The sequence below is a fragment of the Sphaerisporangium sp. NBC_01403 genome (assembly GCF_045040145.1).
GTDB lineage: Bacteria > Actinomycetota > Actinomycetes > Streptosporangiales > Streptosporangiaceae > Sphaerisporangium > Sphaerisporangium viridialbum.
Window position 1 is genome coordinate 3,845,988 of the sequence record NZ_CP109534.1, and the last position, 23,930, is coordinate 3,869,917.

At 69.9% G+C, this 23,930-nt stretch carries 11 protein-coding genes; 8 read left to right on the top strand and 3 right to left on the bottom strand.

Annotated features, from left to right (window positions below; genetic code table 11):
- Window positions 1-41 precede the first annotated feature (41 nt).
- Complete coding sequence (locus tag OG589_RS17550) at window positions 42-1,592, bottom strand: amino acid adenylation domain-containing protein (protein ID WP_405150345.1); 1,551 nt, start codon at window positions 1,590-1,592, stop codon at window positions 42-44.
- Between the two features lie 242 nt (window positions 1,593-1,834).
- On the opposite strand from OG589_RS17550, the gene OG589_RS17555 reads away from it, so the two are divergent.
- The 8 genes from OG589_RS17555 (at window position 1,835) to sbnA (ending at window position 21,229) form a co-directional block, all read left to right on the top strand.
- Window positions 1,835-5,317: an amino acid adenylation domain-containing protein gene (locus OG589_RS17555; RefSeq protein ID WP_405150347.1), complete on the top strand. Its 3,483-nt coding sequence runs from the start codon at window positions 1,835-1,837 to the stop codon at window positions 5,315-5,317.
- 2 nt (window positions 5,318-5,319) lie between these two features.
- Window positions 5,320-12,078: an amino acid adenylation domain-containing protein gene (locus OG589_RS17560; protein WP_405150349.1), complete on the top strand. Its 6,759-nt coding sequence runs from the start codon at window positions 5,320-5,322 to the stop codon at window positions 12,076-12,078.
- Window positions 12,075-16,067, top strand: a complete 3,993-nt coding sequence (locus OG589_RS17565) for an amino acid adenylation domain-containing protein (protein WP_405150351.1) — start codon at window positions 12,075-12,077, stop codon at window positions 16,065-16,067. The genes OG589_RS17560 and OG589_RS17565 overlap by 4 nt, the downstream gene beginning before the upstream one ends.
- Window positions 16,068-16,167: 100 nt before the next feature.
- Window positions 16,168-16,635 carry a cobalamin B12-binding domain-containing protein gene (locus OG589_RS17570; RefSeq protein WP_405150353.1) on the top strand — a complete coding sequence of 156 codons (468 nt, stop codon included), beginning with the start codon at window positions 16,168-16,170 and terminating at the stop codon, window positions 16,633-16,635.
- The gene (locus OG589_RS17575; protein WP_405150355.1) at window positions 16,632-17,903 is read left to right on the top strand and encodes a methylaspartate mutase; all 1,272 of its coding nucleotides are present in this window, start codon (window positions 16,632-16,634) and stop codon (window positions 17,901-17,903) included. Before OG589_RS17570 ends, OG589_RS17575 begins: the two co-directional genes overlap by 4 nt.
- A 13-nt stretch (window positions 17,904-17,916) precedes the next feature.
- A complete protein-coding gene (locus OG589_RS17580) occupies window positions 17,917-18,948 on the top strand; it encodes an asparagine synthetase A (RefSeq protein ID WP_405150357.1) in 1,032 nt (343 codons plus the stop codon).
- Window positions 18,945-20,243: a glutamate synthase-related protein gene (locus OG589_RS17585; RefSeq protein ID WP_405150359.1), complete on the top strand. Its 1,299-nt coding sequence runs from the start codon at window positions 18,945-18,947 to the stop codon at window positions 20,241-20,243. Before OG589_RS17580 ends, OG589_RS17585 begins: the two co-directional genes overlap by 4 nt.
- A gap of 26 nt (window positions 20,244-20,269) precedes the next feature.
- Window positions 20,270-21,229, top strand: coding sequence for a 2,3-diaminopropionate biosynthesis protein SbnA (sbnA, locus tag OG589_RS17590; protein WP_405150361.1), 960 nt, complete (start codon window positions 20,270-20,272; stop codon window positions 21,227-21,229).
- 125 nt (window positions 21,230-21,354) lie between these two features.
- Here the strand turns inward: sbnA and OG589_RS17595 are convergent, their stop codons facing one another.
- Both OG589_RS17595 and OG589_RS17600 read right to left on the bottom strand, forming a co-directional pair.
- Complete coding sequence (locus OG589_RS17595) at window positions 21,355-22,278, bottom strand: LuxR C-terminal-related transcriptional regulator (RefSeq protein ID WP_405150363.1); 924 nt, start codon at window positions 22,276-22,278, stop codon at window positions 21,355-21,357.
- A 121-nt stretch (window positions 22,279-22,399) separates the two neighbouring features.
- Complete coding sequence (locus OG589_RS17600) at window positions 22,400-23,737, bottom strand: MFS transporter (RefSeq protein ID WP_405150365.1); 1,338 nt, start codon at window positions 23,735-23,737, stop codon at window positions 22,400-22,402.
- Window positions 23,738-23,930 lie beyond the last annotated feature (193 nt).

The following is a 23,930-nucleotide window of genomic DNA, read 5'->3' on the forward strand; positions in this document are numbered from 1 at the left end:
CTGGTGGAGCTGGACGTCCTGTTCGGGAGGACGGCCGCGGGTCAGGCGCCCGGGCCGCCGTGGGCCGGGGCGTGCGCCACGAGGGCGGCCCGGTCGGTCTTGCCGCTGTGCGTGGTGGGGATGCTTTCGACGCGGTGGAACCGCCGCGGCATCAGGTGGGGCGGCAGGGTCTCCGCCAGGTACGCGCGCAGCGCGGCGTCCGTGATCTCGGCCGGCGCGCCTGTGACGTGGGCGACGAGGTGAACCCGGCCGCGCTCGTCGGCGGCGGAGGTGACCACCGCCCCGATCACGGCAGGATGGCTGAGCAGGGCGCCTTCGACCTCGGCCGGCTCCACGCGGTAGCCCCGGATCTTGACCTGCCTGTCGTTGCGGCCGAGGAATTCCAGGATGCCGGTGGGTCCGCGCCGAGCCAGGTCACCGGTCCGGTACAAGCGTGCGCCGGGTGGACCGCAGGGATCCGGGACGAACCGGTGGGCGGTCAGGGCCGGTCGGCCGCCGTAGCCGCGTGCCACGCCCGCGCCACCGATGTAGATCTCGCCGACCGCGCCGTCGGGCACGGCGCGCATGCTCTGGTCGAGCAGGCGGACCGTCACACCGTCGATCGGCGTGCCGATCAGGTCGGCCTCGGTGTCCGGTTGATCGGGAACCTCGTAGCAGGTCGAGGTGATCGTGCATTCGGTCGGCCCGTAGTGGTTGACCAGCCGGCCCGCGGCCAGCCGCCTGCCCCCGGCCGTCAGGAAGGGGCGCAGCGACTCGCCACTGCAGAGGATCAGGTCGAGGCCGCGCAGCCGTGCGGCGACATCTTCGTCCTGGGCCAGGGCGGTCAGCAATGTCGGGGTGCTGCTCAAGATGGCGTTGGCGCCGAAGTCCCGCACCGCGTCGGCCAGGGCGGCGGGACGCAGCAGGGTGGATCGGGGCAGCAGGACCAGGCGGCCCCCCGCGGCCAGCGGCGCGAAGACGCCCCGGATCGAGGCGTCATAGCCGAACGGCGCGAGCTGCAGCGCCACGGTGTGCGGGCCCAGCCCGCCGGCGGTGACGATGAAGCGTAGGTAGGCGCCCAGCCCGCCGTACTCGATCATGACGGGGTTGGGGGTGCCCGTCGACCCCGAGGTGTGGCTGATGTAGGCGAGGGAACGCGGCGCGACGTGAGCCGGGAGCGCGTCCCCCGCCACGTCGTTCAGGCGGTCGATCATGATGGTGGGGCCGCCGACGGGCAGAGCGAACCGTCCGGCGAGCGCGGCGGTGGTGATCTGGAAACGGGCGTCCACGCTGCGGACCATCGCGTGCAGGCGCTGGACCGGCTGCCCGGGGTCGAGGGTGAGGAACGCTCCGCCGGCGCGCATCACGGCGGCCATCGCGATCACGGTGTGGACACCGTCCTCGGCGACGACGGCGCAGCGGCTCTCGGCGCCGACTCCGGCGGCGGCCAGCGCCCGGGCCAGGTGCTCGATCCGGTCGGCGAGGTCCCGGTAGCCGATGACGGCCTGCGGCGTCACGATCGCGGGTGCGTGCGGTTCACGGGCGGCGTGACCGCGGATGTCATCGACGATGGTTCCCTGAGTGGCCTGGTGCGCCGAAAGGAGCCTTTTCATGCCGCCGAACGTAAGTCGGCAATGGCGATTAACGCAATCGCCCGATGGCGGGAAATGACGGCCGCCGCATTCCTGTGCGGCGTGTTCATCGAGGTCATCCACGGTCCGGCGCATTCACTGGACAGAAGTGCCCCTGGGCCGGGCGGTTGGAACCGCCCAGGTGGCAGGGGGCGTACGGGCTGACAGGCTGGCGAATGGTCGATATGAAAGCCGCACCCTGTGGAGATGATGGGTAGGGCCCGATGACGAATGTCAAGTACGCGGATGAAGCGCGAATCCTTCGCATCTGGCGAGACGTCTTCGCCATGGATCTGATCGAGGGAGACAGCGAATTCGGCACGCTGGGCGGCGGCGACGAGACCGCCTCGCGGATTACAAAGGCGATCGCCGAGGAGTTCGGCGTCGCCATTTCGCCGGAGGCCATTTATGAGAACCCCACGGCGCGGCTGCTGAGCGCCCATGTGGGTGAGCTGGCCGTGGCACGCGCCCGGCGGACGTCGCCTCCGGCGGCCGGCGGCGCCCGGGGGCCGCTCCGGCAGGTGAACCGCACCGCCGGCGGGCAGGGGCCTCGGCCGCTGCCGCGGGACGGCCGGGTCCCGTTGTCGTCCGCCCAGCGGCGCCTGTGGTTCCTGGACCAGCTGGAGCCCGGCGGCAACGAGTATCTGATCCGGGTCGCCCTGCACCTGACCGGAACGGTCGACGTGCCGGCACTGCAAGAAGCACTGACACAACTGGTCGCCCGGCACGAGGTGCTCCGCACCCGGTTCGCGGCCGACGACACCGGCCGGCCCTACCAGGTCATCGACCCCCCGGCACCGGTCGTGGTGACGGTCACCGACCTCACCGGCCACGACCAGGCCAGCGTCACCACCCACGTCAACACCGCCGCCGCGACCCCCTTCGACCTCGCCGACGGCCCCCTCCTGCGCACCACACTGCTGCACACCGCACCCGACCAAGCCATCCTGGTCATCTGCCTGCACCACATCATCTTCGACGGCTGGTCAGAAGCCATCCTCGCCCGCGAACTACGCGAGCTCTACGCCGCCGCCACCGGTCGCACCTCCACCGCGCTGCCCGCACTGCCCGTCCAGTACGCCGACTACGCCACCTGGCAGCACCAGCAACTCACCACCGACCGCCAGCACACCCAACTCGACTACTGGCGCACCCAACTCGCCGATTTGCAGCCCCTCAACCTGCCCACCGACCGGCCCCGCCGCCCCACCACAAACCGCCACGGCGACGCGGTCACCTTCACCATCCCCGCCGCCACCCTCACCGCCCTGCGCCGCAACGCCGCCCAGGCGCACGCCAGCCTCTTCATGACCCTGCTCGCCGGATTCCAGACCATGCTCTCCCGCTACACCGGCCAAAACGACATCGCCGTCGGCACCCCCACCGCAGGACGCACCCACACCGAAACCGAAAACCTCATCGGCCTGTTCGTCAACAGCCTCGTCCTACGCACCGACCTCACCGGCGACCCCACCTTCACCGAACTCCTCCACCGCGTCAAAAACACCGCCCTCACCGCCTACGACCACCAACACCTCCCCTTCGAACGCATCGTCGAAGAACTCGCCCCCCAACGCGACCTCACCCGCAACCCCCTCTTCCAGACCATGCTCGTCCTGCAAACCACCTCAGGCCGCAAGATCTGGACGCTGCCCGGCATCGAGGTTCGCCACGTCCCGCTCCAGGCCACCGACTCCCAGCTGGACCTCACCTTCGACCTCACCCTGCAGGACGACCACAGCGCCAAAGGCTTCATCTACTTCAGCAGCGATCTGTTCGACAGGACCACCATCGAGCGGATGGCCGGCCACTACACGACCCTGCTACAACGACTCGCCGACCACCCGACGACCCGGTTGTCCCAGATCAGCATGCTCACCGAGGCCGAGCGGCGGCAGATGCTGGTGGAGTGGAACGACACCGCAGGACCGTTACCCGCCGAGCGGACCATCCACGAACTGGTGGCCGAACAAGCCGCCACCCGCCCCGACGACCCCGCCGTCATCCACGGGGACCAGGTACTCACCCACGGGCAACTCAACGCCCGCGCCAACCAACTCGCCCACCACCTGCGCTCACACGGAATCGGCCCCGAAGACCTCATCGCCGTATACCTCGACCGCACCCCCGACCTCATCATCACCCTCCTGGCCATCCTCAAAGCCGGCGCCGCCTACGTCCCCCTCGACCCCGAATACCCCACCGAACGCCTCACCTACATGCTCCACGACACCGCCGCACCCCTGGTCATCACCCAACACAGCCTCGCCCAGCGACTCCCCGGCCACGCCACCCACCTGCTCATCGACACCCACTGGCCCCAAGTGGAAACCCACCCCACCACCGACCCCGAACCACTGGCCGGACCACACAACCTCGCCTACGTCATCTACACCTCCGGCTCCACCGGAAAGCCCAAAGGCGTGATGATCGAACACCAGGGCGTCGTGAGCTACATGGCGGGCATGCAGGACGCGTTCCCGATTCACCCGGGCGAGAGCTTCCTGCAGGCCACGCCGGTGACCTTCGACGTCTCGGCGTACGAGATCCTTTGGCCGCTCTGGCAGGGGGGCACGGTCGTCCTGGTGCCGGGGGCCTCTCGCCTGGACATGGCGCACGTGGGATCGCTCATGCGCCGTCACCGCATCGTCGGACTGCATTTCGTCCCCAGCCTGATGGACATGTTCGTCGCTCAGGCCGACCCGGCGGACTGCACCGGACTGCGGTACGCGTTCTGCAGCGGCGAAGCACTGCCGGAGGTGCTGGTGCGGCGGTTCGCCGACCGGTTCGACGGCGATCTGATCAACCTCTACGGCGCCACCGAGGTGTCGGTGGACACGACCTACTGGCGCGCCTCGCCGGACTCCCCCGTCCTCGCCGGACGCCCGATGATGAACCAGACGGTGTACGTGCTGGACGGTTCGCTGCGGCCGGTGCCCGTCGGCGCGGTGGGGGAGGTCTATCTCGGCGGGCGGTCCGTCGGGCGCGGCTACCTGCGCCGGCCCGGGCTGACCGCCGAACGCTTTCCCGCCGACCCCTTCACCGGCGATCCCGGCGCCCGCATGTACAAGACCGGGGACCTCGGCCGGTTCACCGCCGACGGTGAACTCGACCTCCTGGGTCGCATCGACAGCCAGGTCAAGCTGCGCGGCGTGCGCATCGAGCCGGGTGAGATCGAGGCGGTTCTGCTGTCGCACCGCGATGTCGCGGCCTGTGCCGTCGTGGCGTGGGAGGACGGCACCGGCGACAAGCACCTGGTCGCGTACTGCGTTCCGGCCGCCGGTGAGCCGGACGTCGCCGGACTCCGCGCTCTGTGCCGGGAGGCGCTGCCGCCGGCCATGGTCCCGGCCGTGTTCATGATGCTGCCGGCACTACCCCTGTCCGCCAACAGCAAGGTGGACCGCAAGAGGCTGCCCGCGCCCGACGCCGCGGACCTCGCGCCCAGCGCGGCCCACGTGGCCCCACGAGACGAGATCGAGCAGGCGCTCGCCGAGGTGTGGGCCGATCTGCTGGGCGTGGACCGCGTCGGCGTCCACGACAGCTTCTTCGAGGTCGGCGGCCACTCGCTCCGGGCGGTCCAGCTGGTCAACCAGGTGGAGCGGCTGACCGGCATCCGCATCAGCCTCAGGGGCCTGTTTCTTTCGCCGTCGATCGCCGGCATCAAGTCCCAGTTGCTTGAGCTGATCGACGCCCAAGGTGAGGAATAGTCATGGAAAACAGCTCGACGCAGGCGCGTCTGCTCTCCCGTATCCGGCACCAGCAGGCCCGTCACCTGCCTGTGCGGGATCGTTCGAAGCCGGTGCCGTTGTCGTCCGCGCAGCGGGGACTGTGGTTCCTGGACCAACTGGAACCCGGCCGATCCGACTACGTCGTCCCGATCGCCCTGCACCTCACCGGACCCGTCGACGTGACGGCGCTCGAACAGGCACTGACACAACTGGTGGCCCGGCACGAAGCGCTGCGCACCCGGTTCGCCGCCGACGACACCGGCCAGCCCTACCAGATCATCGACCCCCCCGCACCGGTCGCGGTGACCGTCACCGACCTGACCGGCCACGACCAGAGCACCATCACCGCCCACGTGAACGCCGCCGCCGCCACCCCGTTCGACCTGGCCACCGGCCCGCTGCTGCGCACCACACTGCTGCGCACCGCACTAGACGAGGCCGTTCTGGTGATCTGCCTGCACCACATCATCTTCGACGGCTGGTCCGAAGCCATCCTCGCCCGCGAACTACGCCACCTCTACACCGCCGCCACCACCCACACCCCCGCCAGCCTGCCCGCAACGCCCATCCAGTACGCCGACTACGCGGCTTGGCAACACCAGCAACTCACCACCGACCGGCTTGGCACCCAACTCAACTACTGGCGCACCCACCTGGCCGGCCTCCAACCCCTCCACCTCCCCACCGACCGACCCCGCCGCCCCACCCGCAGCGGTCATGGCGACGCGGTCAAATTCACCATCCCCACCCGAACGGTCACCGCCCTGCGCGGCCTCGCCGCCCAAGCACAGGCCAGCCTCTTCATGGCTCTACTGGCCGGATTCCAGATCATGCTCTCCCGCTACACCGGCCAGAACGACATCGCCGTCGGCACCCCCACCGCAGGACGCACCCACACCGAAACCGAGAACCTCATCGGCCTGTTCGTCAACAGCCTCGTCCTACGCACCGACCTCACCGGCGACCCCACCTTCACCGACCTCCTCCACCAGGTCAAAAACACCGCCCTCGCCGCCTACGACCACCAAGACCTCCCCTTCGAACGCATCGTCGAAGAACTCGCCCCCCAACGCGACCTCACCCGCAACCCACTCTTCCAGACCATGCTCGTCCTGCAGACCACCACAGAAACCCAGACCTGGAACCTCCCCGGCATAGAAGTCCACCCCGCCCCCATCACCGGCGGCCTCGCCAAATTCGACCTCAACCTCACCCTGTATGAGGTCGACGACGGCCTGTCCGGGCACTTCGACTACCCGACCGACCTGTACGACAAGTCCACCATCGAGCGGATGGCCGGCCACTACCAGACCTTGCTCCAGGGACTCGCCGACCACCCGACGACCCCGCTGTCCCAGATCAGCATGCTCACCGAGGCCGAGCAGCGGCGGATGCTGGTCGAGTGGAACGACACCGCAGGCCCGTTCCCCGCCGACCAGACCATCCACCAACTGGTCGCCGCACAGGCCACGGCCCGCCCCGACGAACCCGCCGTCATCCACGGGGACCAGGTACTCACCCACGGGCAACTCAACGCCCGCGCCAACCAACTGGCGCACCACCTGCGCTCACACGGAGTCGGCCCGGAGGTCCTGGTGGGGGTGTTCCTGGAGCGTGGCCCGGACCTGATCGTCGCACTGCTGGCGATTTTGAAGGCCGGTGGCGCCTACCTCCCCCTGGACCCCGAATACCCCACCGAGCGGCTGACCTTCATGCTGGACGACGCCGCCGCGCCGCTGGTCATCACCCAGGACAGCCTCGCCGTGCAGCTCCCCGGCCACGCCGCCCGCCTGCTCATCGACACCCAGTGGCCCCAAGTGGAAGCCTGCCCGGCCACCGACCCCCCGCCGCTGGCAGGGCCGCGGAACCTGGCCTACGTCATCTACACCTCCGGCTCCACCGGCAAGCCCAAAGGCGTGATGATCGAGCACGAGGGCGTGGTCAACTACCTCCACTGGTGCGCCCAGGCCTACCCGCCCACCGGTGAGCTGGGCACACTGCTCTACTCACCCGTCGCCTTCGACCTCACCGTGACCGCCCTGTTCCTCCCCCTCATGCAAGGGCTGCCGATCGCCATACCGGTACCCCAGCCAGGAGAATCAGCGTTCGCCGCCGCGGTGGAGCAGCTGCTGTCGGGAGCGTCGGTCAGCTTCCTGAAGATGACCCCCTCCCATGCCGAGTTGCTGGTCACCTCGGCCCAGGCGGCCGAAGCGAAACTCGCCGTACGCACGATGGTCCTGGGCGGTGAGGAACTCACCACCGACCTGGCCCGGCGAATCCTGGCGGTGTGCGAGCCCGGCACCGTCATCTACAACGAGTACGGCGCCACCGAATGCTCTGTGGCCAACGTGATGTCACTGACCCGCCAGGTCGATGACGACGACACCGCCGGCGCGATCCCGGTCGGCGCACCCATCACCAACACCCAGGCCTACGTGGTGGACCCCGACGGCCGGCCGGTACCGGTCGGAGTGGCCGGAGAATGCCTGCTGGGCGGCATATGCGTGGCGCGAGGCTACCTCAACCGGCCCCAGCTGACCGAGGAGAGGTTCGTCGAGCACCATCTCGGCGGACATCAGCGACGCCTGTACCGCACCGGCGACCTGTGCCGCTGGCTCCCCGACGGACAGCTCGAATTCATCGGCCGCATCGACACCCAGGTCAAACTCCGCGGATACCGGATCGAGCTCGGCGAGATCGAAGCCACCCTGATCAGCCACCCCGCCGTCACCGCCGCCGCGGTCACCGTCCGCGAAGACTCCCCCGGCGTCCAGCGGCTGATCGCCTACCTTGTGCCGGCTCCCGGCGCCACTCCGCCCAGCCCTCACGACCTCAAGGCCCACACCGCCCGCACCCTGCCCCCGTACATGATCCCCACCGGGTTCATGACCCTTTCCGCACTGCCGCTGACCCCCAACGGCAAAACCGACCACAAAGCCCTGCCCGCCCCGGCCACCATGCACGACACCACCCGCGCCCAACCCCGCACAGCCACCGAGCAGCTCATCGCCGGCATCTGGCGCGATGTCCTCGGCACTACCGACCCGGGCGTCCACGACAACTTCTTCGACCTCGGCGGCCACTCGCTGCTCGCCTTCAAGGTCATCGCCCGCCTGCGCCGCGAACTGGACGTGGAAGTCCCCCTACGGGCGCTGTTCCAAGCCCCCACCATCGCCGGGCTGAGTGCCCTGCTGCCGGGCATGCGCGCCGCCGGCCAGGAGGAGTCGCGGCCGGTGCCGCGGGATCGTTCGAAGCCGGTCCCGTTGTCCTCCGCCCAGCGGGGACTGTGGTTCCTGGACCAACTGGAACCCGGCCGAGCCGACTACGTGGTCCCGATCGCCCTGCACCTGACCGGGACGATCGACATGGCGGCACTGCAAGAAGCACTCACACAACTCGTCGCCCGGCACGAAGCGCTCCGCACCCGGTTCGCCGCCGACGACACCGGCCAGCCCTACCAGGTCATCGACCCCCCGGCACCGGTCGTGGTGACGGTCACCAACCTGACCGGCCACGACCAGACCAGCGTCACCACCCAGGTCAACGCCGTCGCCGCCACCCCGTTCGACCTGGCCACCGGCCCGCTGCTGCGCACCACACTGCTCCGCACCGCACTAGACGAGGCCGTTCTGGTGATCTGCCTGCACCACATCATCTTCGACGGCTGGTCCGAAGCCATCCTCGCCCGCGAACTACGCGAGCTCTACACCGCCGCCACCACCCACACCCCCGCCAGCCTGCCCGCAACGCCCATCCAGTACGCCGACTACGCCACCTGGCAACACCACCAACTCACCACCGACCGCCAGCACACCCAACTCGACTACTGGCGCACCCAACTCGCCGACCTCCAACCCCTCAACCTCCCCACCGACCGGCCCCGCCGCCCAACCCGCAGCGGACACGGCGACGCGGTCACTTTCACCATCCCCACCACCACGACCACCGCCCTGCGCCACATCGCCGCCCAAGCACAGGCCAGCCTCTTCATGGCTCTACTGGCCGGATTCCAGACCATGCTCTCCCGCTACACCGGCCAGAACGACATCGCCGTCGGCACCCCCGCCGCCGGCCGCACCCACACCGAAACCGAAAACCTCATCGGCCTGTTCGTCAACAGCCTCGTCCTACGCACCGACCTCACCGGCGACCCCACCTTCACCGAACTCCTCCACCAGGTCAAAAACACCGCCCTCACCGCCTACGACCACCAAGACCTCCCCTTCGAACGCATCGTCGAAGAACTCGCACCCCAACGCGACCTCACCCGCAACCCCCTCTTCCAGACCATGCTCGTCCTGCAAACCACCACAGAAACCCAAACCTGGAACCTCCCCGGCATAGAAGTCCACCCCGCCCCCATCACCGGCGGCCTCGCCAAATTCGACCTCAACCTCACCCTGTATGAGGTCGACGACGGCCTCACCGCACACATCGACTACCCCACCGACCTGTACGACAGAACCACCATCGAGCGGATGGCCGGCCACTACACGACCCTGCTACAACGACTCACCGACCACCCCACAACCCCCCTCTCCCAGATCAGCATGCTCACCGACGCCGAGCACGACGCCCTCGCGGCCTGGGGGGCCACGGCCACGATCCCCCCGGAGGTCCGCGGCGTCCCGGACCCGCCCGCCGTCGTCCGTGTCGTCGACCGGCACGAGCGGCCGGTGCCGGTCGGCGTACCCGGAGAGCTGCTGCTCGGCGGCGAGAACCCGTACCGCACCGGTGACCTGGTGAGCTGGTCGCCGTCGGGCGAGCTGCGGTTCCTGGGCCGCGGCGAAGACCAGGTGACCGTGCGCGGGGACCGCGTCGCGCTGGGCGAGATCGGGACGGCGCTGGCCGCCCACGACGCCGTGGCGGACGCCGCGGCCGCCGTGCGCGACGGGGAACTGGTCGGCTATGTGGTGCCGGCCGGCCCGGCGCCGCCGGAGGCGCGGGAGCTGCGGCAGTTCCTCAGCGAGCGACTGCCGGCCTTCAAGGTGCCGTCGGCCTATGTCGTACTGCCCCGGCTGCCGCGCACGGCGGCGGGCACCGTCGACCGCCAGGCCCTGCCGGCGCCCGACGCGCGACCGGCGCCGGCACCGCACAGCGCGGCCGAGAAGGTCATCGCCGGTATCTGGCGGGAGGTCCTGGGCGTCTCCCACGTCGGCGTGACCGACAACTTCTTCGCGCTCGGCGGAGACTCGATCATCAGCCTGCAGGTGATCGCGCGGGCGAAGAAGTTCGGCATCCAGCTCACGCCGAGGATGTTCTTCCAGCATCAGACGGTCGCGGCCATCGCCGCGAACGCCCGGTCCACCAGCCCCATCCTGGCCGACCAGGCCAAGCTCGTGGGAGAGGTGCCGCTCACGCCGATCCAGCACTGGTTCTTCGGGCTGAAGCTGCCCGACCCGGCCCACTTCAACCAGGCCGAGCTGCTGGAGACCAACGGCCTGGACGGCGCGGTCCTGCGGCGTGCGCTGCTGACCCTCGTCGACCACCACGACGCGCTGCGCCTGCGGATGAGGAAGGACGGCGACCGGTGGCGCCAGTACATCGACGACGACGCCGGCCCCGGCATCCTCGCCTGCCACGACCTGTCGGCGCTGGACGACGACGGGCTGTGGCCGCGGATCGCGCGAATCGCCGACGAGGCGCAGCGCGGGATGGACCTGGACGGCGGGCCGGTGATCCGTGCCGCCCTGATGGAGCTGGGCCCCGGCCGGGGCCAGCGGCTGCTCATCGCGATCCACCACCTGGCGGTCGACGGCGTCTCCTGGCGGATCCTGCTGGAGGATCTCGGCACCGCCTACCGGCAGGCGGCCGAAGGGCGGGACCCACTGCTGCCGGCCAAGACGACGTCCGTGCGGACCTGGGCGGAGAAGCTCGGGACGTACGCGAGGTCGGCCGGCGCGCTCGCCGAACTCGGCTACTGGACGTCGCAGGGCACGCGGCGGACGCTCCCTCGTGACCATGACGGGCCCAACACCACGCGTTCCTCGGCCGCCGTCACGGTCGCGCTGAGCGAGAGCGAGACGGCCTCCCTGCTGCAGGACGTGCCGCGGGCCTTCCACACCCAGATCAACGACGCGCTGCTGAGCGCGGTGGGCGCCGCGGTGCACGCCTGGACCGGGGACGATGCCGCCTGCGTCAGCCTGGAGGGCCACGGACGGGAGGACCTGTTCCCCGACGTGGACACGTCGCGGACGGTGGGATGGTTCACCAGCGTCTTCCCCATCAACCTGCACGGCATGTCGGAGACCGACCCGGCCATCCTCCTCAAGCACGTCAGCGAGCAGCTCGGGGAGATACCCCGCCGGGGCGTCGGCTACGGCATCCTGCGGTACCTGGGCGACGAGCACGCGCGGCGGTCCCTGGCGCACCCCTCTCCGGAGATCAACTTCAACTATCTGGGGCAGTTCGCCGCCGGCGTCACGGGCCTCGGCCGGTACGCCGACCCCCGCGAGCCGAGGGGCCGTTCCATCGGCGCGGCCGGGATGCGCCGTCATCTCCTGGACATCCTGGCGGCCGTGGAGAACGGCCGGCTGAGCATCGAGATCTCCTACTCCACGGCGATCCACGACGTGACCACGGTCGAGCGCTTCGCCGAGAACATCGTCCACAACCTTCGCGCGTTGCTCGGCATCGCCGCCGAGCAGAGCGAAGGAATCGGCGCCGCCCCGGCGCATCTCCCACTGGCGGAACTCAACGAGGATGAGATGGCCGCGATCATGAGGAAGTTCGGCGCATGAGCACCCCCAACGTGGAAGACATCTACGGCCTGTCGCCCATGCAGTTCGGCATGCTGTTCCATTCGGTGCAGGACAGCCACGGCATCAACCCGTACCAGGTGCAGATGATCGAGAAGATCGTCGGGCCGCTCGACGACGAGCGCTTCCTGGACGCCTGGCAGCACGTCGTCGACCGGCACTCCATCCTGCGCAGCGCGTTCGTCTGGCAGGACGTGTCGACGCCCGTGCAGGTCGTGCAGCGTACGGCCGAACTGCCGCGCGAGACGCTCGACTGGCGTGACTGCGATCCGGCCGAGCAGGACGCGCGCCTGAAGCGGCTGGCGGCCGACGACTGGAACCAGGGCTTCGACCTGTCCCGGCCGCCGCTGCTGCGGGTGCGGGTCATCAGGACCGCCGACGAATGCCGCCTGGTCATGTGGTCGTTCCACCACATCCTGCTGGACGGGTGGAGCATCCAGCTCCTCAAGAAGGAGCTGTTCGCGATCTACCGGGCCGCAGTCGAAGGCAGCGAGCCCGGCCTGCCGCCGGCCATCCCCTATGTCCGGTACGCGAAGTGGCTGCACGAACAGCCCTCGTCCCGCGCGCGGGAGTTCTGGCGCGGCTACCTACAGGGCATGAGCGCGCCCACCGAGCTGGTCGCGAGCCGCCCCGGCGCGGGGTCCGGGGTGGCCGAATTCGAGATCTCCCTCAGCGCGGAGCTGTCGGGCGCGGTACGCCGGTTCGCCAGGGAGCAGCGGATCACGGTCAACACCGTGATCCAGGGCGTGTGGTCGGCCCTGCTTTCCCGCTACAGCGGTCACGACGACGTGCTGTTCGGCGCCACGACCTCCGGCCGGTCCGTATCGCTGGCCGGCATCGAGTCGATGGTGGGACTGTTCATCAACACCCTGCCGGTGCGCGCCCGGGTCGACCGCCAGGCCACGGTCGCCGCATGGCTGCGGGAACTGCAGGAGCAGCAGATCGAGCTCCGGCAGTGGGAGCACTGCCACCTCGTGGACGTGCAGGAGTGCAGCGATGTCCCGCGGGGCAAGCCGCTGTTCCAGTCCATCCTCGTGTTCGAGAACTATCCGGATCTGCGCGGCTCCGACAGCCTGCCGGACGGGGTCGATTACCGGCCCGTGCACTGCGTGGAGCGCACCGGCTATCCGCTCACCGTGGTCGTCTCGGCCGACGAGGTCGTGGACGTCAAGTTCGCCTACGACCGTGCCCTGTTCGACACGGAGACGATCGAACGCCTCGCGGGCCACTTCCAGGCCCTGGTGACCGGATTCGTCTCGGCCCCGCAGTCCCCGCTGTCCCAGATCAGCATGCTCACCGACGCCGAGCGGCGGCAGATGCTGGTCGAGTGGAACGACACCGCAGGACCGTTCCCCGCCGAGCGGACCATCCACGAACTGGTGGCCGAACAAGCCGCCACCCGCCCCGACGACCCCGCCGTCATCCACGGGCACCAGGTACTCACCCACAGGCAACTCAACGCCCGCGCCAACCAACTCGCCCACCACCTGCGCTCACACGGAATCGGCCCCGAAGACCTCATCGCCGTATACCTCGACCGCACCCCCGACCTCATCATCACCCTCCTGGCCATCCTCAAAGCCGGCGCCGCCTACGTCCCCCTCGACCCCGAATACCCCACCGAACGCCTCACCTACATGCTCCACGACACCGCCGCACCCCTGGTCATCACCCAACACAGCCTCGCCCAGCGACTCCCCGGCCACGCCACCCACCTGCTCATCGACACCCACTGGCCCCAAGTGGAAACCCACCCCACCACCGACCCCGAACCACTTGCCGGACCACACAACCTCGCCTACGTCATCTACACCTCCGGCTCCACCGGAAAACCCAAAGGCGTGATGATCGAGCACCAGGGCGTGGTCAACTACCTCCACTGGTGCGCCCAGGCCTACCCGCCCACCGGTGAGCTGGGCACACTGCTCTACTCACCCGTCGCCTTCGACCTCACCGTGACCGCCCTGTTCCTCCCCCTCATGCAAGGGCTGCCGATCGCCATACCGGTACCCCAGCCAGGAGAATCAGCGTTCGCCGCCGCAACCGAACAACTCCTGTCCGGCACACCGGTCAGCTTTCTCAAGATGACCCCCTCGCACGCCGAACTCCTGGTCTCCACAGCCGAAGCGGCCGGCGCCGAACTCGCCGTGCGCACCATGGTGCTCGGCGGCGAGGAACTCACCACCGACCTCGCCCGCCGGATACTCGCCGTCTGCCAACCCGGCACCGTCATCTACAACGAATACGGCGCCACAGAATGCTCCGTCGCCAACGTCATGTCCGCCACCCACCACGTCGGCGACGACGCCACCGGACCGGTCTCCGTCGGCACCCCCATCACCAACACCCAGGCCTACGTCGTCGACCCCGACGGCCGGCCCGTACCGATCGGCGTCCCCGGAGAATGCCTCCTCGGCGGCATCTGCGTCGCCCGTGGATATCTCAACCAGCCCGAGCTCACCGACAAGAAATTCACCCATCACCACCTCACCGGACACTCCCAGCGCCTTTACCACACCGGCGACCTGTGCCGCTGGCTCCCCGACGGACAGCTCGAATTCATCGGCCGCATCGACACCCAGGTCAAACTCCGCGGATATCGCATCGAACTCGGCGAAATCGAAACCACTCTCACCGACCACCCCGCCATCACCTCCGCCGCGGTCACCCTCCGCGAGGACACCCCCGGCGTCCAGCGACTCACCGCCTACCTGGTCACCGCTCCCAACGCCACCCCGCCCACACCCCACGAGCTCAAAACCCACACCGCCCGCACGCTCCCCCCCTACATGATCCCCGCCACCTACATCGCCCTGCCCGCGCTCCCCCTCACCCCCAACGGCAAGATCGACCGCAAAGCCCTCCCCGCCCCGGCCACCACCCACCACACCACCCGCACTCCACCCACGACCCCCACCCAGCACCTCATCGCCACCATCTGGCAGGACGTCCTCGGCACCCCCGACCCCGGTATCCACGACAGCTTCTTCGACCTCGGCGGCCACTCGCTCCTCGCCTTCAAGGTCATCACCCGCCTACGCCGCGCCGGCTGTCCGGCGACATTGCAGCAGGTCATGGCGCATCCCACCATCCACGAACTGGCGCAGGCGCTCAGCGAGGCCGTGCCTGTGCAGAGCGGGCTGATCGCCGAGGTGCGGCCGGGACGGCCGGCGGCCACAGAGCGGCCCAATCTCTTCTGCATCCATCCCGGGGGCGGCCAGATCCACTCCTACCAGGCACTGGCCGACGAGCTGCGCGGGGAGTTCCGTGTCCTCGGCGTGCAGGCCGCCGGCCTCGCCGACGGCGAGGCGCCGCTCGATGACATCCGTGCCATGGCCGAGCGCTACTGGAAGGAGATCGCGAACCTGCAGCCCGAGGGCCCCTACCGGCTCCTCGGCTGGTCGGCCGGTGCGGTGATCCTGCATGAGATGGCCGCCATGCGCCCCGATGAGGTCGGCTCGGCTTTCCTGCTGGAGCCCGCCGTCACCGGGCCGAATCGAAGGGAACGGTTCGACGGGCTGGCGGAGATCTTCGGGCGCGCCGAGTCGCTGTGGCGCCGCGGGCAGGCCGAGACCGGCCAGGCGCGGGAGCGGACGCGACAGGCGCTGAAGCTCCTGGCCGGTCCGATGAACATCGACGAGGACGCGGTCGATCTCGACGAATGGCTGCCGTACAACGTCCTTCGCGCGGAATCGCGCGCGCTGGCCGATCATCGCGCCGCCACCTCGCGGGCCAGGGCCACTCTCGTCGTGAGCGACGAGATCCACCGGGCGGGACAGGAACTGATGCAGACCGGGGACCGCGCGCGGTACGTGGCCCACTGGAAGCGGCTCTACCCCCGCGGGCTGCGGATCATTGATCTCGCCGGCGGCCATCACGACATGATCAGCGCCAGGGAATCGGTGTTGGAAATAGCCTCGGCGCTCAGCACCGGCCGGCGGCCGGAAATGCCCGCGAATTCGGGGACATAACTATCCAGTAATGGCCGGATCCGGATCGAGAAATAATCAATGCATCGGTACCCCCGGTCCGGACGGCAATAGCAATTCTCAAGAAAGGCCAGTGGCTGGAATGTCCCCAAGCTGTATCGCCGAGAAGCGACCGAAGCCGTATGCGGTGCTCAGCAGCACTCCATCGGATTCACACACCTGGAATCTGCTGTTCGTCCAGCTGTTGATGGAAGAAATCGGCTGGTCGGTCGCGAACCTCGGTGCCTGTGTGCCCGTCGCGATGCTCCTGGACGAATCGCTGCGCCGCGTACCCGACCTGATCGTGATCAGCACGGTGAACGGTCACGGCGCCCAGGAGGCCCGGCAGGTGATCGCGGCGTTGCGCGCCGAGCCCTCCCTGTCCCGGGTGCCGGTCGCCCTCGGCGGCAAGCTCTGCGTCAGCGAGGACCGGGAACGCGCCGTCGTGGACGAGCTGGCCGCCGCCGGCTACGACGCGGTGCTGGTCGGCGACGCCGCCGTGCCGGCGTTCCGGTCCCTGCTGGCCAAGGCGGCGGCCACGCCGGGACAGCACGCGAGGCGGCGGGCATGACGCGGGCGACGGCGCCCGCCGGGACGTTCCACGAGTTCATGGAGCGCGCCCGGCGGACGGGGACGCTGGTGGTCCAGCCACGCATGGGATTCGGCACCGTCGAGCGGATGCGCGCCGGGCTGATCGCCACGAAGAACGCGGACGCCGCCACCGTGGGGACCGTGACGCTCGACAGCTACACCCGCGTCGGCGACTTCGCAGCGGCCGAGCGCGCGCTGCGCGCGGCTGACGAGCTCAACGGCTATCCGATCGTGACGCTGGGCCCGCAGGCCACCAGTGGCATGCTCGACGGCGTCCGCGACAGCGGTTTCCCGGTACAGGTACGCCACGGCTCCGCGTCGCCCGGCCCGATCTTCAGCGCGCTCATGGCGGCCGGGCTGGACGCCACCGAGGGGGGACCGATCTCGTACTGCCTGCCCTACAGCAGGACGCCCATAAACCGGTCGGTCCAGGCCTGGCGGGAGGCCGCCAGGCGGTTCGCCGCCCTGGCGGAGACAGGCGCCGTGCCGCACCTGGAGAGCTTCGGCGGATGCATGCTCGGGCAGTTGTGCCCGCCCTCGCTGCTGATCGCGATCAGCGTCCTGGAAGGCATGTTCTTCGTCCAGCAGGGCATCCCGAGCGTCTCGTTGAGCTACGCCCAGCAGACGCACCCCGGCCAGGACGAGGAGGCCGTCCGGGCGCTGCACGACATCGCGGCCGACCTGCTGCCCTCGGTCGCCTGGCACGTAGTGATCTACGCCTACATGGGCCGGTACCCGGCCACGCACGACGGAGCGCTGAGTCTGCTGGCGGCCGCCGCACGGCTGGCGAAGCGCAGCGGGGCGGCCCGCCTGATCGTGAAGACCGCCTCGGAGGCCAGCCGGATACCGTCCATCTCCGACAACGTGACGGCCTTGCGGGTCGCCGCGCGGGCCGGGCGGGCGGCCGAGCGAAGCCTTCTCATCCCTGCGACGACCGGCATCGAGGCGGAGGCACGTTCGATCATCGAGCGGGTGCTCGACCTGCACGCCGATCTCGGCAGAGCGCTCACGTCCGCCTTCGCCCTGGGATACCTGGACGTCCCGTACTGCCTGCACCCGGACAACGCCGGACGTACCCGCAGTTACATCACCGACGACGGCCGCCTGCAGTGGGCGGCGACCGGTGCGCTGCCGATCACGAACGCGAGCGGCCGGCCGAAGGTGGGCGGGCTGACATCCGCGGAACTGCTGCACGCCCTGTCCTACGTCAGGGATCGCTACGACACCGGCGCTTTCGCCCACCACTAAGGGAGGTTCAACGATGACCACACAGCAGGACTTTCGCACCATGCCCACGCCCGCGGCGCGCGCCACGGGGCTGACTGCGGATGACGTGCCCGGTCCCCGGGAACATCTGACATCGCCGAAGACCCAGGCGGTGCTCAAGATCCAGCAGGCACTGGTGGCAGGTGCGCGCGAGTTACTGTCATCGGAGGGCGCCGCCGAGCTGTTCCAGCCGCTCATCGGCCCGGTGACCGATCCGGGGGCACGCGGCGCGAAGCAGGTGGACGTGGACTACTACGGCCACCAGTACAAGCTGATGGCCAGCGCCATCCTCTACAAACAGACCTCCCTGGTCGCGTTCGACAAGGTGTTCTTCATCGCGCCGAACGTACGCCTGGAGCCGCTGGAGACCAGCTCCACCCACCGGCACCTGGCGGAGTTCCACCAGATCGACGTCGAGTTCGCCGGCGCGTCACGCGACGACGCGATCGCCCTGGCCGAGAGGGTGGTGCGCCAGGCGGTGCGTAAGGCCCTGGCCACCCAGGAGGACGCGCTGCGGCTGGTCGGCCGCGACACGGCGAAGCTGTCGGCGCTCGTCGAGCAGCCGTTCGAGGTGCTGACCCACGCCGAGGTCCTCGACCGGCTCGGCCACCCGCACGATCCGGGCACGGAGATCGGCTGGGAGGCCGAGGAACTCATCTCCGGCCACGCCGAGGCGCCGTTCTTCATCGTCGACTACCCGAAGGGCTCGCGCGGGTTCTACGACAAGGAGGATCCGGCGCGGCCGTCCACGCTGATGAGTTTCGACCTGATCGCGCCCGAGTACTGCGGGGAGATCTGCAGCGGCGGCGAACGCGAGTCCGAGTACGCCAAGATCGTCACCCGCATGCGGGAGACCGGCGAGAACCCCGCGAAGTACGGCTGGTACCTGGACGTCGTGCGGCAGGGCATCCCGGGCAGCGCCGGCTTCGGCATCGGCCTGGAGCGGCTGACCCGCTGGGTGGCCGGGCTGGACTCGGTCTGGCAGGCGAGCGCCTACCCGAAGCTTCCTGGGGTGGTGTCCCCGTGAGCGCACTGCGAGCGCCGGGATTCCCGGAGCAGGACGTACGGCGGCGGGCGCGCGAGGGCGGCGCGGCGGTGTTCCCGGCCATGGAGCAGTACGGCGTGACGGTCTTCGGCGCGGGCGCCACCGTGCCGCAGGACGAGATCGACGCATACCGCCTGGTACCGCCGGTGTTCATGCCACGGCGGCTGGAGAAGCTGATCGAGCTGGGCAGGGAGCCCTTGTACGCGGACGTGTCGCTGGAGTCGTCGTTCGGCGGGTTCGACGCGCCGCTCCCGCTCTTCCTCACCGCCTTGGGGTCGACGCGGGTGGCGGCCGCCGGGTGCGCCCTGGCCCGGCAGGCCGGCAGGCTCGGCCTGCCGATGGTGATCGGCGAGAACGTGGCCCCGGTGAGCGGATTCCGTTCCGGCGGGAAGCACCGCGCCCTGCTGGAACGGATCAGCGCCTACACCGAGGCGGTGCCCGAGGCCATCGGAGGAGTGGTCGTCCAGCAGAGCACCGAGGACGCCAACGCCGAGGTCTGGAACCACGTCTACACCGACCCCTCGGTGCGGGAGTTGATGGACTCGGGACGGCTGGCCTTCGAGCTGAAGGTCGGCCAGGGCGCCAAGCCGGGGCTGGGCGGCCTGACCATGGTGGACGAGGAGACCTCGCGGCGTCTCAGCGGCCAGTACGCCATGGAGCGGCTCCTGGCCGGCGGGCCGGTGCTGCGCTGCAGCAGCCCGGGCACGTTCACCGACGAGATCCTGCGCCAGCAGATCCATCTGATGCGCAACAACTATCCGCGGGCGCGGTGCTGGGTCAAGCTGCCACCGGCGCGCGACGTGGCCGAAGCCGCGGCCGTGGCGTGGCGGGCGGGCGCGGACGCGGTCACGGTCGACGGCGCCGAAGGGGGCACAGGGTGGGCGCCGGGCGCCTTCCTGGATCACGTCGGCCTGCCGCTGCACGAATGCCTGCGGCGGCTGGGCGCGCCCGCGGGCACGCTGCTCGCCAGCGGCCGCGTGTACGACGGCGCGCGGGCGGTCAAGGTCCTGGCACTGGGCGCCCGGGCGGTCGGTTTCGGCCGGGCGGCGCTGGTCGCCGTCGACGAGGACCCTGAGCACGGGCTGATCCGGTTCATGGAGTCCCTCGCCCTGGAGATGAGGCTGCTGATCAGCGCCCTTGGCAAGTACGCCGCCGGCGAGCCGGGCCCGGAGGACCTGTGGGGCCCGCCGGAGTCCCGCGGCGCGGCGAGCCATGACGCGCCCAGGGGGGCCGGCGAGTCACCGATCCGCCATGACAAGCGAGAGGTCTTCGCGTGATATACGCCAACGCTTATGACGCCGTCATGGATGACGTGTTCGTCGCCCTGCCCTACCTGTCGCGGCGCGCCGACGTCTACCTGAAGATCGAGGGGTTCAACCCGGCCGGCTCGATCAAGCTGAAGACCGCCATCGGGCTGATCGAGGACGCGGAACGCAGCGGCAGCGTGTCCGTGGGCGTCCCGGTGATCGAGTCGTCGTCGGGAAATCTCGGCATCGCGCTGAGCTCCATCTGCGCGGCCAAGGGATACCCGTTCACCTGCGTGGTGGATCCGAACACCTCGGAGTCGGCCATCGCGCACATGCGGGCGCTGGGCGCCGAGGTCGTGACCGTGCGGGAGACCGACGCCAACGGCGGTTACCTGCACTCGCGCATCACCTACGTCCGCGAGCGGCTCCGGCGGCAGCCCGAGATGGTGTGGCTCAACCAGTACGCCAATCCCGCCAACCCGAGGGCGCACTACGAGCGGACGGCCAGGAACCTGCTCGCCGGGCTGCGGCACATCGACTACCTGTTCGTGGGAACCGGCTCGACGGGAACCTTCGTCGGCTGCGCGTGCTACCTGCGCGAGCACTCGCCGCACACCCGGATCATCGCCGTGGACTCGCTGGGATCGGTGACGTTCGGCGCCGAGCCGGGCCGCCGCTGGATCCCCGGGCTCGGTGCAAGCCGACGTCCCGAGCTGTGCCGGCCGGAACTGGCCGACGAGGTCGTCCACGTGCCGGAGGAGGACGCGATCCGGGAGTGCCGCCGGGTCGCGCGCAACACCGGGCTGCTGGTCGGGGGCTCGACCGGATCGGTGCTCGCGGCGATCGCGGGGCGCGAAGAAGGATTCCGCGACCGGCCGCGCGTCGCGGCCATCTCGCCCGACCTCGGTGACCGTTACCTGAAGACCGTGTACGACGACGACTGGGTGAACGACCGGTTCGGCGGCGTCCGCACCGCCGGGACGCTCGGCCTCGTGGGTGCTCCGGAGGCAGGGTGAGGCGGACCGCGCGGAGCCGTGAACCCCTGCCAGGGGTCGACCGGAAACGATCACCACCGGGTTCGAGGTGATCGGTTCCGGGTCACCGCCGGACGGAGGGGCCACGGATCCGGGATGACGCCGGTTCAGAGCTCTGCCGGGTCGATGAGCCTCTTCGCGATGGCCACCGCGCCGAGCTGAAAGCGGCTGCGCGTCCCGAGGCGTTCGGCCAGCCGGTCCGACAGCCGGCGCACGGTGCGCAAGGACACCTCCATCCGGCGGGCGGCCGAGGCATCGGTGTGCCCCTGCGCCCACAACTTCAGGATGTGCACCTCCTGCGACGACAAATTGTCGCCGCGGCGCGGCCGGCAGTCTCCCAGCGGCTCGGCCTCCGCCCACAGCTTCGAGAACAGCGTGACGAACGAGTCGACGACCGCGTCGCACCCGACGGTGAGCGCCCCGGCCATTCCGGTGAGGTTGCTGACCGAGACCACCGCGTGGCGCCGGTCGAATATCCGCACCCTGGCGGGCAACGTCGGCAGGGTGCGCACGTCCGCGCCCGCCCCGATCTCCCATCGCAGGTAGGCCATGGTGGGCTTGTCGTTGCGCACGCTGTCCAGGACGATCGAGCGCGACGGGACGCCACGGGCCAGGATGTCCTCATCGATCGTGCGGGCGCTGTCGAGAGCCCTGGTCGACGGCTGGCCGGCGAGCCGGAACGACAGGTATTCCTCCCGGCAGTCGGCGGCCAGCCGGGCCGTGCGGGCCCGTACCGCGGAGCCGCCGATGACCCACTCGACACCGGCGGCGTCCTGGGCGCTCCGCTGGCCGCACGACGCCAGCAGGCGGGCGACCGTCAGCCGGCTGTCCTCCACCTGCTGCTGATGTCGTGCCAGCTCGGCCTGCTGCCGGGCCAGCAGGGCGGCCAGGCCGACCTCCGGCTCGATCGCCGTCCAGCCGTCGCATCCCGCCACGCGCGTGATCAGCTCCAACCGGGCCAGATGCTCAAGGGCGAACTGGACGGTCACCTCACTGAGCGCCATGAGCTCGGCGAGCTTCTCCGTGCTCACGTTGGGATTCTCCACGACATTCTGGTAGACCGATTCCGCGGTCGTGTCGAGCTCGAACCCCTGTCGCCAATCGGGTGACACTCTGTTGAACGGCTCGGGTCTCGTCCGGCGTACCGACAGTTCAGGCAGCGCGACCATTCTTGGCGCCTTTCTCTGGCTCTGCGTCCGTAAGAGCACTCTCAGCGGAGATATCGATCGCCGGCGCGACCCGGCGCATCTGTGACCACTCGGGCCGCAGCCCGGGCACGACGATGGCGACCAGGTAGCAGCCGCCGACGATCAGCAAAGCGCCGTTCAGCCCCGACACCGCGAGAACGGCCGCCGCGAACGGGCCGCCGAAGGGGATGCCGGCCCACGCAAGCGCGCTGGTGAGCGTCCGGACCCGCCCGAGCAGCCGCGCCGGAATCCGCTCGTAGCTCACGGCGCCGATGATCGGGTTGACGAATCCGGAGCCGAGGCCGCCGACGGCGAAGACCGCGAGCACGCCCCACAGCGGGATGCTCAGGGCCATGGCCAGGAAGCGGGGAACTCCGCCGATCACGAAGCCGACCATGTAGACGACGTGGCGGGGCAGCCGGGCGGCGAGCGTGGCGGCGAGAAGCGCGGCCAGGATGGACGTGCCCGCGAAGACGCTGACCACCAGGCCCACCGTCTCGGCTCCGTACCCCGACTCCAGCGCCCACACCGGGAGCAGGACCGCCATGAAGGCCTGGTCGAGCAGGTTGGTCGCGACCAGCATCCCGACGATGGCGCGCAGCAGGCCGTCCTGGCGGAGGAACGCGGCACCCTGCCGCAGCTGGGCGACGTATCCGCCCGCCTCGGCCGTCGTGGGCGCGGCGGGATCGGGCGCCGGATCGGCGAGCGTGGCGGTGGTGACCACGGCCGCCAGGCCGAACAGGGCCGCCGAGAGCCAGAGCGACTGGGCACCGCCGAACGTCGCCACCAGGACGCCGGCGAGGGCGGGCCCCGCCACCGTGGCGGTGCGTTCCACAGCGGCGATGAGCCCGGTGCCGCGTTCGATGGGCGCGCGGGCCGCCCGGGTGACCGATGGGACGAAGACGGATTTGGCGGCGATGGCGGGGCCGTCCGCGGCGCCCACCACGGCCATGAGCGCCATCAGCGCCCACAGGTTCAGCCCTCCGGCCGCGAACAGCAGGGGAGCGACGATCATGGCGGCCATCGACACCAGGTCGCCGGTGATGGCGACACGCCGGGGCCCGATGCGATCGATGAGCGGGCCGGCGAGCGCCTGCGCTATGACGAACGGGGTGATCTGGCAGAAGGCGACCAGACCGGTCTTGGCGGGGCTCCCGGTCGTGGTGAGCACGAGCCACGGCACCGCGATGGACAGCAGGCGGTTCGCCGAAAGGGCGGCGAAATCCGCGCCGAGCACACCGATGAGGCCGCGCAACGAGCGCGTTCGGGCCACACCGGTCTCCCTGCCGTCGCCATCGTCCATGGGATGTCTCCTCAGATCGTCGGGGTATGGCGATCCGACCATCGCCCGCCGCGGCGGCCGCCCGCCAGGGAAGGAACAGCACCGCTCGACCGCCGCTCCTGTCGCGCGTTCGTCTCTGCCGCCGGACCGCGTGCGGCGGGCACAGTTGCCTGACCGCCGCACACCGGGGCGGCCGGCACAGAAGGGAACCGTC